Here is a 12,767-nt window from a genome sequence, read left to right as displayed (position 1 = left end):
TTCTTGACGACCATAGAGCATTGGAACCACCTGATCCCATCCCGAACTCAGCAGTGAAACGATGCATCGCCGATGGTAGTGTGGGGTTTCCCCATGTGAGAGTAGGTCATCGTCAAGATTAAATTCCGAAACCCCTGATTGCTAACGCAATCAGGGGTTTTGTTTTGGGCGGTCGAAAAAATGCCCGTAACAGCCTGTTCCATCTACCTCTGCGCCCCCGACAAATTTGCACAGTTATTTCTGAACCAGAACACACTTGCGCCGTTTGGTTGCTTCAAACAACCTGAGCTGATTTTTAGCATTAAAACGCATGAACAAGGTCAAAATCCCAAACCAAAGTGCATGAAGAGGCCCCATAAACACACCGTTCAGGGAAATCGATGCAAAGTGTTTCTGCATTTTTGGTATGGTGCAGCACATTTTCACAAGGACTGATTTCTCCTCCGCAGGAAGCGGCGTCGACCTTATTCAACGAGATGCTGTAGAAATGCCCGAACCGATACCGATCAAGGATCACGAAAACGAAAACCGCCTGGTCAACAAGCGGCTGCTGGCTTGCGCGCTGCTGGTCATCGGCATCACCTGCGCCCTGGTAGGCCGGATGTACTTCCTGCAGGTGGTGCAGTACGACTATCACTCCACCATTTCCGAAAACAATCGCGTCCACGTCCTACCGATTACACCGACGCGCGGCCTGATCTATGACCGCAACGGCGTAGTACTGGCCGACAACCGTCCCAGCTACAACCTGATCATTACCCGCGAGCGCACGACTGATCTCAAGGGTGAGCTGGACGCCATCGTCAGCCTCCTGCATTTGCCTGCCGAAGACCGTGGCGTATTCGATAAAGCGCTCAAGCAGGCGCGTCATCCCTTTGTGCCCGTCACGCTGTTTTACGAGCTGACCGAAGAACAGATCGCCGTGCTGGCCGTCAATGAATTCCGTCTGCCGGGCGTAGACGTTGAGCCGCAATTCGTCCGCCATTACCCGCTGGGCGCACACTTTGCCCACTCCATTGGCTACGTAGGCCGGATCAACGAAAAAGAATCCAAGGCCCTCGACTCGGTGGAATACCGGGGCACGCAGTCCATCGGCAAAACCGGTATCGAGCGTTTCTACGAGTCTGAGCTGCATGGCCACGTCGGCTATGAAGAAGTTGAAACCAACGCCCAGGGCCGCGTGCTGCGGGTGCTCAAACACACCGACCCGATCCCCGGCAAAAACATTGTATTGAGCCTGGACGTCAAACTACAGGAGGCCGCTGAAGAAGCCCTAGGCGACCGTCGCGGCTCGGTGGTGGCCCTGGACCCGGCAACCGGCGAAGTCCTGGCGATGGTCAGCAAGCCAAGCTTTGACCCGAACCTGTTCGTCACCGGCATCAGCTTCAAGGAATACGCAGCACTTCACGATTCCCTCGACCGGCCGCTGTTCAACCGCGTGCTGCGCGGGCTCTACGCGCCGGGCTCGACGATCAAGCCGGAAGTGGCCATCGCCGGCCTCGACAGCGGTGTGGTCACCGCCCAGACCCGCGTGTTCGACCCCGGCTACTACCAGCTCCCGGACTTCGACCACAAATACCGCAACTGGAACCACAGCGGCGACGGCTGGGTGGACATGGACGCGGCGATCATGCGCTCCAACGACACCTACTTCTACGACCTGGCCCACAAGCTGGGCATCGACCGCCTGCACGACTACCTGGCCGAGTTCGGCCTCGGCCAGAAAGTCTCCCTGGACATGTTCGAAGAGTCGGCCGGCTTGATGCCGTCCCAGGCGTGGAAGCGCGCTACCCGTCGCCAACCGTGGTTCCCGGGTGAAACCGTGATCCTCGGTATCGGCCAGGGCTACATGCAGGTCACCCCGTTGCAGTTGGCCCAAGCCACTGCGCTGATCGCCAACAAAGGCGTGTGGAACCGACCGCACCTGGCCAAGACCATCAATGGCGTGGCGCCGGTGGATGAAAACCCGATGCCCAATGTCGTCCTCAAAGACCCGCGCGACTGGGAACAGGTCAACCACGGCATGCAGTTGGTAATGCATGACCCGCGTGGTATCGCCCGAGCAGCAGCGCTCGGCGCGCAATACCGGATTGCCGGCAAGAGTGGTACCGCACAGGTGGTGGCGATCAAGCAGGGTGAGCGCTACAACCGCTTGAAGACCCTTGAGCGCAACCGCGACAACGCCTTGTTCGTCGGCTTCGCCCCGGCGGAGCATCCGCGGATCGTGATTTCGGTGATGATCGAAAATGGCGAGGCCGGTGGCCGTGTCGCAGGGCCGGTGGTGCGCCAGATCATGGACGCCTGGCTGCTCGATCAGGAAGGCCACTTGAAGCCGCAATACGCGACTCCGAGCAAGGCGCCGGGTGATCCTCACGTTTGAGGCCATAAGGGCATGACGCCGGTCGTGCCCTATCCCTTCACAAAGCAAAGGTTGCGCATTGGTCGATGTCGCCTACTGTCAATACAGGAGGTGTCTCATGCACGAATCAAATGAAATCAAACGTAAAGTCCTGCTCAACGCTCCACGTCAACGCGTCTGGGAAGCACTGACCGACGCCGAGCAATTCGGCAGCTGGTTTGGCATCGCCCTCAAGGGCAAGCAGTTCTCCCTGGGCCGGGCCATTGAAGCCCAGATCACTTACCCGGGTTACGAGCATGTAGTGTGGAAGGCGAAAATCGAGCGGCTTGAGCCGCAAACGCGGTTCTCTTTCAGCTGGCATCCCTACGCCGTAGACAAGGATGTGGATTACGACGCGGAAACCCCCACGCTTGTGGAGTTCACCCTTGAGGATCACGCCGAAGGCATCTTGTTGCGGGTGATGGAGTCAGGTTTTGATGCGATCCCGCAAGCTCGCCGCCAGAAGGCCTACAAGAAGAACTCCCGAGGCTGGGACGATCAGATGAACAACATCGAAGACTACCTGGCGAAAGCCCATCAGTCTTGAGCTGATGGGACTTCGCTGCCATCAACTGCAGATCGCCTGGGTATCGGTATAGGCCACCTGCACCATGCCGGATTGCCTTGCTACTTGATCACTACCGGATTCACCGGTGCGCCACTGCCCCCCACAATCTTTAGCGGGGCAGCGGTGTAGAGGAATTTCCACTGGCCGTCGTCCGCGCAATCGGCGACCAGTTCCTCCAGCAATACGATTTCGGTGAAGGCAATGCCCAGGTTGCGCATCAACGCGCAATGCAGCGGGATCTGCACCCCGGACACCGGATCGGTGATCACCTCGTTAGCAATGGTGTCGGTCACAAGGTTGGGGATTTCCATCTCGTGGAACCACTCCACCAGCTCCCGGCTGTAGGTCAGCCCCGGCTCCATCAGGTCCTTGAAGAACTCGGCTTTACCCAACTCATAAAACGCACCCATGGAACCTGTGCGGATGATCAGGATGTCGCGCTTTTCAATGGTCACGCCCTGGGCCTTGGCGGCGTCGAGCAGGTCCAGGTGGTTGAAGGTTTCGCCACGGCCCAGGCATTTTTTGCCGCGATGGCGGGCCATGTCGATCAGCACTGCACGGCCCACCACGCCGCGTTCGGCGATGGCCAATACGCTGGCCTTGGCCATGCCGCCGACGGTGGTCTGGGCGTCGTAGCCGTTCCACAGTTGATTGTCGTACCAGGCGTGCCCGAGGGCATCGTACTGGGTCGAGCCTTGCAGCTGCATGAAGATCACATCGTCGGAATACGCCGCGCCTCCGGTCATGTGCGGCTGTTTGCCGAAGTGGTAATGGCTGTGGTCGAGTGTGTTGAAGCGCATCGACGGGTTGCGCGCCGGCCACATCGGGTCGCCGCCGGGGTGGCCGATCTGCACTTGCAGGGTAAAGGTCTTGCCCTGGCGCACCGCGGCGACGCCGCGCAGTACTTCGGCTTCGGTCAGGTAATTGAGGGCGCCGACTTCGTCGTCCGGTCCCCATTTACCCCAGTTCTTTGGCAGGCCTTCAAGCAATTCTTTGGTGTTCGGCTCGTTCTTATTATGAAGATCACACATAGCAATTCCGGTCCTTGTGAGAGTGAGTTACACGCAGCGCCCGCCATCGACTTCAAGGCAGGTGCCGGTGATAAACGCCGCTTCGTCCGACGCCAAATACAGGCAGGCGTTGGCCACATCTTGCGGGGTGGAAAAGCGCCCCAGGGGAATCGTCGCCATGAACTTCTGGCGGTTTTGCGGGGTGTCGGGCACGCCCATGAATTCGCTGAGCAATGCCGTGGCACCCACCACCGGGTTCACGCAGTTGACGCGGATATTGTCCGGCCCCAACTCTGCCGCCATGGTTTTGCTCATGACCACCACCGCACCCTTGCTGCCGTTATACCAGACCAGCCCAGGGCGCGGACGGATCGCTGCCGTCGAGGCAATGTTGACGAACACACCGCCGCCCTGGCCGCGAAAGTGCGGCACAAAATGCTTGGCGCTCAAGAAGATGCTTTTGACGTTGACCGCAAACACCCGGTCGAACTCAGCCTCGTCGACCTCCAGCATCGGCCGGTTGCGGTGGGTGGTGCCGGCGTTGTTGATGACGATGTCCAAACCCCCGAATTGCTCCAACGTGCCGCGCAGCAGGGCGCCCATGCTTTCATCGTTGGCCACGTTGACCTCGATAAAATGTGCATGGCCGCCGCTTTCGGCGATTTCATTGACCACCCGCTGGCCGCCGACCGCGTTCATATCGGCGACGATGACCTTGGCGCCCTGGCGCGCGAAGGTCTTGGCGATGCCCTCGCCAAAACCCGAACCGGCGCCGGTGACGATCGCAACTTTATTGGCTAAACGCATGGTGTGTTCTCCGTTCTTGTTGTTGTGAGGAATCAACCGTGTTTGATCGCAATGGTCTTCAAGGTGGTAAAGCCCAGCAGCGCCTCGAAGCCTTTTTCCCGGCCATAACCGCTTGCCTTCACCCCGCCAAATGGCAGTTCAACGCCGCCACCGGCGCCATAGTTATTGATGAATACCTGGCCACAACGCAGCTTGCGCGCCAGGCGCATTTGCCGCGCGCCGTCGCGGGTCCACACCCCGGCTACCAGGCCGAACTCGGTGCCGTTGGCCAGGCGAATGGCTTCGGCTTCGTCGTCGAAGGGCATCACAGCGAGCACCGGGCCGAAGACTTCCTGTTGCGCCAGGCGACTGTCTGGCGGCACGTCGCGAAACAGCACCGCCTCCTGGAAATACCCACCGCTGCCGGCCTCGGCCACCACCGTGCCGCGGGCAGCGACGCTGATGCCGGCCTGTTCGGCCTCGCGAATAAACTCGCGTACCTGGCGTTGCTGCTTCTGGTTGATCAGCGGGCCCATGTCCAGGTCCAGCGCCGAAGGCCCGGCGCGCAGTTCGCTGAAACGCTGGCTGAGGCGCGCTAGAAGGGTTTCGTAGATGCTGCGCTCCACCAGCAAGCGGCTGCCGGCGGAGCAGGTTTGCCCGCAGTTCTGCACGATGGCGTTCACCAGCACTGGCAGCGCTTCATCCAGGTTGGCATCGGCGAATACCAGTTGCGGCGACTTGCCGCCCAGTTCCAGGGTCACCGGGCAGTGGCGCTCGGCGGCGGCTTTCGACACCGCCGTGCCGGTCGCAGTGGAGCCGGTGAACGAGATGTGATCGATGCCCGGATGTGCGCACAACGCCGCGCCGGCTTCATAGCCATAACCGGTCACCACGTTGATCGCGCCAGCCGGAAAACCCACCTCGGCGGCAATCTCCGCCAACCGCAGCAACGACAGGCTGGCATCTTCCGCCGGCTTGACCACACAGGCATTGCCCGCCGCCAGCGAGGCACCGACGCTGCGTCCGAAGATCTGCATCGGGTAATTCCACGGGATGATATGCCCGGTCACACCGTGAGGTTCACGTACCGTCAGCACCGTGTAGCCCGCCTGATACGGCAAGGTTTCACCGTGCAGCTTGTCGGCGGCACCGGCGTAGTACTCGAAATAACGGGCAAGGGCGGTGGCATCGGCGCGAGCGACTTTCAGCGCCTTGCCGGTGTCCCGCGCTTCGATCTGCGCCAGTTCCTCATGATGCTCCAGCACCGCCACACCGAGCTTGGCCAGCAGGCGGCTGCGCTCCACGGCAGACAATGTGCCCCACGGCCCATCGAAGGTTTCCCCGAGTGCCTGGCGCGCGGCGCTGATGGCCGCATCGATATCAGCGGCCGTGCCACGGGCAATGCTCGAATAGGTTTCGCCGGTGCTTGGGTCGATCACCGGAATGTCTTCCAGCGAAGTCGAGGCCAGCCATTGGTTGGCGATGTAATGTGCGTTGGTCATGTTCAGCTCCTGTTCCCGGCGACGCATTCGGCGATGGCGCGGCCCACTTCGACGGTGCCGGCGCTACCGCCCATTTCCCGGGTGCGCGGGCCTTCGGCAAGTACTGTTTCGATGGCAGACACAATCGCCGCCGCCGCTTCTTGATAGAGAGGGTTGCCGTCACCCAAGTGTTCGATCATCAGCGCAGCCGACCAGATCTGCCCGATAGGATTGGCCACACCCAGCCCGGCAATGTCCGGCGCCGAACCGTGTACCGGTTCGAACAGCGACGGGTAACGCCGCTCCGGATTCAGGTTGGCCGACGGCGCAATGCCGATAGTGCCGGTGCACGCCGGGCCGAGGTCGGACAGGATGTCGCCAAACAGGTTGGAGGCCACCACCACATCGAACCAGTCAGGATGCTGCACGAAGTGGGCACATAGAATGTCGATGTGGAACTTGGCGGTCTTCACGTCCGGGTAGCGCCGGGCAATCTCGTTAACCCGCTCGTCCCAGAACGGCATGGTGATCGAGATACCATTGGATTTGGTCGCCGCCACCAGGTTTTTGCGGGGCCGCTGTTGCGCCAGTTTGAAGGCGTAGTCCACCACGCGGTCGACGCCCTCACGGGAGAAGATCGACTCCTGCACCGCGATTTCCCGTGAGGTGCCTTCCCACATGCGCCCGCCGACGGTGGAGTATTCGCCCTCGGTATTTTCCCGCACCACGATAAAGTCGATATCCCCCGGCACGCGGCCGGCCAGCGGGCAGGGCACGCCGGGCATCAGGCGCACCGGGCGGATATTCACGTATTGATCGAACTGGCGGCGGATCTTCAGCAGCGACTCCCACACGGCGGTGTGGTCGGCAATGATGTCTGGCGCGCCAACAGCGCCGAAGAAGATCGCGTCATGGCTGCCGATCTGCTCGGCCCAGTCGTCGGGCATCATCGTGCCGTGGGCCAGGTAGTGCTCGCTGCACCAGGCAAAGTGGTCGAAGTGAAAGTGGATGCCGAAACGCCGGCTGACGGCGTCCAGTACCCGCAGGCCTTCGGGTACCACTTCGCGGCCGATGCCGTCGCCGGGAATCACGGCGATGCGGTGGGTGGGGCGGGTTTGGGAGTGGGACACGCCGTGTCTCCTGTGTTGTTTTTATAGGAAGGTCTGGCGGGGGCATTCTTGGCACAGCTGTCACAACAGGGGAATTGCTAATTGTGGAATCGGCCTTCGCGAAATTCGAAGGCCAAAGGTTTACGCAGGGTTGGCGCTGAGGTAGTCGAACAACGCCAGGCTGGTCAGCGAAGGCTGTTCCTTGCGCATGCACAGGTACATCTGCCGGTCGGCCCAGCTGTCGTCGATTTCGATAAAGCGCAAGGCCATCTCCTTGCGGAAAATCTGCACCGCGCCCTGAGGCAACACGCCCACGCCCTGGCCGGCAGCGATCAAACGGCACACGGCTTCGAAACTGCGCACCTGCACCCGCAGCCGCAACGGCATGCCGATCGCGGCGGCGGCTTCGGTAATCAGCGGGGTGATGGCGGCGTTGTCTTCCAGGCCGACGAAGTCATAGCCGAGCAAGTCCTCGAAGCGCGCATGGCGCATTTTCAGCGGATGGTCATTGGGCACGATCAGGCACAGGCGGTCCTGGCAGTAGGGCTCAAACCGCAGTTCATCGCTGGGCCGGGTGGTGACGATGCCGACATCCGCCACGCCTTCGCGCACGGCCTGGAGAATCTCCCGGCTGCGCTCCTCGCGAATGTCCAGGCGGATGCCCGGGTGCAAGGTGTTCCACTGCGTCAGTTGGCGCGGCAGTTCCTGGCTCATCGCCGAACTGTTGGCGTACAGGCACACTCGGCCGGTGGCGCCCTTGGCGTAGTCGGCGAGGTCGGCGTGCATGCCGTCCACCGCCCGCAGGATCGACTGCGCATGCTGGGCCAACACTTCCCCGGCCGCCGTCGGTGAAACGCCGGTGGAGGTGCGGGTGAGCAGGGCGACCTTGAAGTGCTGCTCCAGCAGCGACAGGCGTCGGCTGGCGGCAGACAGGGAGAGATGCGATTGCTCGGCCGCCCGGGACAGGTTGCCCAGCTTGACCGCCTTGAGGAACAGCTCGATGGAAGTGAGGTCGGGGGACATGCCGGGGTCCTTGTGCGCAGTGGGTGAAAAACTACGCAGTTGCGACCCCGGTGTCCAACCCGTTCCGTTAAATCGCCGCGCCGTGTCACAGGCCGAGTAGAATCACGCCCTGAAAGCGATTCTTGAGGTGTGGCAAGGTGGATTTACAGCAGGGGTTTGTCCTGACCCGGCACTGGCGCGACACCCCGGCGGGCACGGAGGTCAGTTTCTGGCTGGCCACCGATCAAGGCCCAAGGTTTGTGCGCTTGCCGGTGCAGACCTCCGTGATGTTTATCCCCCAGGCCCATCGCAAGCCCGCCGAGCTGCAGCTTAAGGGTGAGCGCGGCATCGAGTTGCGCGACCTGGCACTCTGCGACTTCCACCATCGGCCGGTGCTGGGCCTCTATACCAAACAGCACCGGCAATTGATGGACCTGGAAAAGCGCCTGCGCAAAGCCGGCATCGACGTCTACGAAGGCGATGTACGCCCGCCCGAGCGCTACATGATGGAACGCTTCATCACCGCGCCGGTGTGGTTTGGCGGCACGCCGGGCGAGGGCGGCACGCTGGTGGAGGCGCAGATGAAACCTGCGCCGGATTACCGCCCGCCACTCAAGCTGGTATCGCTGGACATCGAGACCACCGCCCAGGGCGATCTGTATTCCATCGCCCTGGAAGGCTGCGGTGAGCGCCAGGTATACATGCTCGGCCCGCCGAACAAAACCGACGCGGTGGACTTCAAGCTCGACTACTGCGACACCCGCGCCGAACTGCTCGAACGCCTGAACCAGTGGCTCGCCACCCATGACCCCGACGCGATCATCGGCTGGAACCTGGTGCAGTTCGACCTGCGCGTCCTGCACGAACATGCGCAACGCCTGAACGTGCCGCTGCTGCTGGGCCGTGGCGGCGATGCCATGGGCTGGCGCGAGCACGGCAGCCGCAATCACTACTTCGCCGCAGCGGCCGGGCGGCTGATCATCGACGGCATCGAAGCCTTGCGTTCGGCCACCTGGAGTTTCGAATCCTTCAGCCTGGAAAACGTCGCCCAGACCTTGCTCGGCGAAGGTAAATCAATCTCCACGCCGTACCAGCGCATGGATGAAATCAATCGCATGTTCGCCGAGGACAAGCCTGCACTGGCGCGCTACAACCTCAAGGACTGCGAGCTGGTCACGCGGATTTTCGAGAAGACCGAGCTGCTTAAATTTCTCCTGGAGCGGGCCAGCGTCACCGGCCTGCCGGCGGACCGCAACGGCGGTTCGGTGGCGGCCTTCACTCACCTGTACATGCCGCTGATGCACCGCCAGGGTTTCGTCGCGCCGAACCTGGGCGACAAGCCACCCCAGGCCAGCCCCGGCGGGTTTGTCATGGACTCGCGCCCGGGCCTCTATGAATCGGTGCTGGTGCTCGACTACAAAAGCCTCTACCCGTCGATCATTCGCAGCTTCCTGATCGACCCTGTGGGCCTGATCGAAGGCCTGCGCCACCCTGAAGACAGTGAGTCGGTGGAAGGCTTTCGCGGCGCGCGGTTTTCCCGTACCCGGCATTGCCTGCCGTCCATTGTTGCCCGGGTTTCCGAGGGCCGCGAAGTGGCCAAGCGCGAACACAACGCGCCGCTGTCCCAGGCGCTGAAGATCATCATGAACGCCTTCTACGGGGTACTCGGCTCCAGCGGTTGCCGGTTCTTCGACACCCGGCTGGCGTCGTCCATCACCCTGCGCGGCCACCAGATCATGCGCCAGACCCGTGAACTGGTCGAAGCCCGGGGTTATGAGGTGATCTACGGCGATACCGACTCCACTTTTGTCTGGCTCGGCAGTGCGCATTCACAGGAAGATGCGACGCGCATCGGCCTGGACCTGGTGCAGCACGTCAACACCTGGTGGCGCGAGCGCCTGCAGGATGAGTTCGGCCTGCAAAGCGCCCTGGAACTGCAATACGAAACCCACTTCAGCCGCTTCCTGATGCCGACCATTCGCGGTGCGGAAGAGGGCAGCAAAAAGCGCTACGCCGGGCTGGTCACCCGCGCCGACGGTAGCGAAGAAATGATCTACAAAGGCCTGGAAACCGTACGCAGCGACTGGTCGCCCCTGGCCCGGCAATTCCAGCAGGAGCTCTACCGGCGGATCTTCCACCGCCAGCCCCATCAGGATTACGTGCGCGACTACGTGCGCCGCACCTTGAGTGGTGAGCTCGACGAGTTACTGATCTACCGCAAACGCCTGCGCCGGCAACTGGGCGACTACGAACGCAACGTGCCGCCCCATGTGCGCGCCGCGCGCCTGGCCGACGAATACAACGACCGCCAGGGCCGCCCCCGCCAGTACCAGAACGGCGGCTGGATCAGCTACGTGATCACCGTCAACGGCCCGGAACCGCTGGAAGTGCGCCAGGCACCGATCGACTACGACCATTACGTCACCCGGCAACTGCAACCGGTGGCAGACGCCATCCTGCCGTTTGTCAGCGACGACTTTGGCACCCTGGTGGGTGGCCAGATGGGCTTGTTCTAAAACGGCTTGCCTTGCAGTGGCCAGAGCCTGCAATCTTGGCCACTGACGACCACCAGACGGCGCAGCACTCACATGACTGAAATCATCCTGACCGGCACCACGGTCGAACTCCGCCCCCTGCAACGCGAACACTCGGCCGCCCTGGTACAGGCCGCCGCCGACGGGCAATTGTGGAACCTGAAGGTGACCAACGTGCCGGGCCCCGACACGGTCGACAAGTACGTGGACATCGCCCTGGCCGGGCGTGACGCAGGCACCATGATGCCGTTTGTGATCGTGCGCCGTGACACCGGCGGGGTGGTGGGCAGCACGCGTTTCTGGAAGGTCGACCGGGTCAACCGCAAGCTGGAGATCGGCCACACGTATCTCAGCCAGTCGGTGCAGAAATCCGGGGTCAACACCGAAGCCAAGCTGTTACTGCTGACCCACGCGTTTGAAGTGATGGAGTGCGTGCGGGTGCAATTCACCACGGATGAACTCAACGAAAAATCCCGGGCCGCGATCCTGCGCCTCGGCGCTGTACAGGAGGGGATCGTGCGCCATGAGCGCATCATGCCCGATGGCCGCAAGCGCAACTCGGTGCGCTTCAGCATCATTGATCCGGAATGGCCGCAGGTGAAGGCGGGTTTGCTGGCCAAGCTGGCTTACTGAGCGTTGCCGCAAGCCTCAGGGCTTGTGGCTCAGCTCTTCCACCAACTCATCCATCCGGTCGGCAATCTTTGGTGTGGTCGACAACACAAACCCTTTCTGCGTGCCCACATAGGTCTCGACGATGTACAGCGTGTCGCCCACATCCAGCCCCAGTTCCTGCAAGGCTTCATCCGGCAGGCGAATGGCGCCGTCGCCGTCCCAGTCTTCGATCGTGACGCGTTTGCTGTGCATGATGGCTTCCCGTTGAACGATTGAACGGCCTAGCCTAACACCTCAACCCACTGCCAGGAGGCTCAGCACCGATTACAGCCTCTACGGAGCCCAAGTCGCTGGCACGCGCATCATCGAAATGGCCCTGAAGCACAGCGCCAGTGTTTGCCCGACATTGGCCGCTGTACGTGTCCGCAATCAGAAGAAACAATCCGGCGAAGGTGGCTAAACGCCTTGCGTCGCGGGCGTCCTGACCTACGCTTTCTGAAGCTGTGTAGGAATCATCCTTGAATTTGACTGTCGCAGACATGAAACTCAAGAACCCTGCATGGAATTCAAAGGAGGTGCGCATGCTCATCCGGTCGCTGACCCTGGCTACCTTGATGGCTTTTACGGGGCCGCTGTTGGCCGCGGATGATCTCAACCCGCTCAAGCAGGATTTGGGTAAATCCCGCCCGCTGATTGTCTTCGCACCCGACTCGCTCGACACCCTGAACACACTCAAGAACGCTATCGAAGAACCCGCCAACAAGGCGTCGTTCACCCAGCGCAACATGGTGCTGTACACCGTCACCAACACCTCGATCGGCATTTCCGGCAAGCGCGACGGCAAGGACCTGGGCCCCCAGGAGACCAACGCCCTGGTGCGCGCCCTCAAACTCGGTGCCGGCAGCGCCACCAAGGTGATCCTGGTGGGCAAGGACGGCGAGACCAAGCTGGAGAAGACGGTGCCACCGGATACCGTCGAACTGGCCGACCTGTTCAGCGAAATCGACAAAATGCCGATGGCAGAAAAAGAAGCCGCCGCGCCGGCTGTTCCCGAACCGGCTGCTCCGCCCGCTGGCAAGGCAGGCACCAAGCCAGGCAAGGCCACCAAACACGCCGCCCCGCAACCCTCACTGGATGACTGAAACCTTGTAGGAGCAAGCTTGCTCGCGAAAAACGTAAAGGCGCCGCGTTGATTCAGGATGCACGCGTCATCGTTAACGACCTTCGCGAGCAAGCCCGCTCCTACAGTGGAACGTGAACCGCTGAG

11 protein-coding genes and 1 rRNA gene are annotated in these 12,767 nt (G+C 61.7%); 6 read left to right on the top strand and 6 right to left on the bottom strand.

The genetic code is table 11. From position 1 onward, the window contains the following. Positions 1-2: 2 nt before the first annotated feature. From rrf to CEC48_RS26865, 3 genes are all read left to right on the top strand, one after another. Positions 3-118: ribosomal RNA gene (gene rrf / locus CEC48_RS26875) — 5S ribosomal RNA — on the top strand. Between the two features lie 369 nt (positions 119-487). Continuing rightward, positions 488-2,380 (top strand): penicillin-binding protein 2, encoded by a 1,893-nt coding sequence (gene mrdA, locus CEC48_RS26870; RefSeq protein ID WP_088426486.1) that lies wholly within the window; start codon positions 488-490, stop codon positions 2,378-2,380. A 97-nt stretch (positions 2,381-2,477) separates the two neighbouring features. Beyond that, positions 2,478-2,945: an SRPBCC family protein gene (locus CEC48_RS26865; protein WP_088426485.1), complete on the top strand. Its 468-nt coding sequence runs from the start codon at positions 2,478-2,480 to the stop codon at positions 2,943-2,945. Positions 2,946-3,025: 80 nt separating this feature from the next. Here CEC48_RS26865 and CEC48_RS26860 read toward each other — a convergent pair whose 3' ends face one another. From CEC48_RS26860 to CEC48_RS26840, 5 genes are all read right to left on the bottom strand, one after another. Continuing rightward, positions 3,026-3,997 carry a cyclase family protein gene (locus tag CEC48_RS26860; protein ID WP_088426484.1) on the bottom strand — a complete coding sequence of 324 codons (972 nt, stop codon included), beginning with the start codon at positions 3,995-3,997 and terminating at the stop codon, positions 3,026-3,028. Between the two features lie 27 nt (positions 3,998-4,024). Next, on the bottom strand, positions 4,025-4,783 hold the full coding sequence (locus tag CEC48_RS26855; RefSeq protein ID WP_088426483.1) for an SDR family oxidoreductase: 759 nt from the start codon (positions 4,781-4,783) through the stop codon (positions 4,025-4,027). Positions 4,784-4,815: 32 nt separating this feature from the next. After that, entirely contained in the window at positions 4,816-6,264 is a 1,449-nt protein-coding gene (locus tag CEC48_RS26850; RefSeq protein WP_088426482.1) for an aldehyde dehydrogenase family protein, read from the bottom strand. A gap of 2 nt (positions 6,265-6,266) precedes the next feature. Further along, the gene (locus CEC48_RS26845) at positions 6,267-7,373 is read right to left on the bottom strand and encodes a tartrate dehydrogenase (protein ID WP_088426481.1); all 1,107 of its coding nucleotides are present in this window, start codon (positions 7,371-7,373) and stop codon (positions 6,267-6,269) included. A 120-nt stretch (positions 7,374-7,493) separates the two neighbouring features. Further along, entirely contained in the window at positions 7,494-8,375 is an 882-nt protein-coding gene (locus CEC48_RS26840) for a LysR family transcriptional regulator (protein WP_088426480.1), read from the bottom strand. Positions 8,376-8,512: 137 nt separating this feature from the next. Between CEC48_RS26840 and CEC48_RS26835 the strand changes: the two genes are divergently transcribed. Then, positions 8,513-10,870: a DNA polymerase II gene (locus CEC48_RS26835; protein WP_088426479.1), complete on the top strand. Its 2,358-nt coding sequence runs from the start codon at positions 8,513-8,515 to the stop codon at positions 10,868-10,870. A gap of 72 nt (positions 10,871-10,942) precedes the next feature. Then, positions 10,943-11,521 (top strand): GNAT family N-acetyltransferase, encoded by a 579-nt coding sequence (locus CEC48_RS26830; RefSeq protein ID WP_088426478.1) that lies wholly within the window; start codon positions 10,943-10,945, stop codon positions 11,519-11,521. 15 nt (positions 11,522-11,536) lie between these two features. Here the strand turns inward: CEC48_RS26830 and CEC48_RS26825 are convergent, their stop codons facing one another. Beyond that, positions 11,537-11,752: an AbrB/MazE/SpoVT family DNA-binding domain-containing protein gene (locus CEC48_RS26825; RefSeq protein WP_003208231.1), complete on the bottom strand. Its 216-nt coding sequence runs from the start codon at positions 11,750-11,752 to the stop codon at positions 11,537-11,539. Between the two features lie 329 nt (positions 11,753-12,081). Here CEC48_RS26825 and CEC48_RS26820 point away from each other — a divergent pair, with 329 nt between their 5' ends. Further along, complete coding sequence (locus CEC48_RS26820) at positions 12,082-12,642, top strand: DUF4174 domain-containing protein (protein WP_088426477.1); 561 nt, start codon at positions 12,082-12,084, stop codon at positions 12,640-12,642. Positions 12,643-12,767 lie beyond the last annotated feature (125 nt).

It is taken from the genome of Pseudomonas sp. K2I15 (assembly GCF_002204795.1).
Taxonomy (GTDB): Bacteria; Pseudomonadota; Gammaproteobacteria; order Pseudomonadales; family Pseudomonadaceae; genus Aquipseudomonas.
Note: the sequence above shows the minus strand (reverse complement) of the source record. Positions and strands in the feature narration are given on the sequence as shown.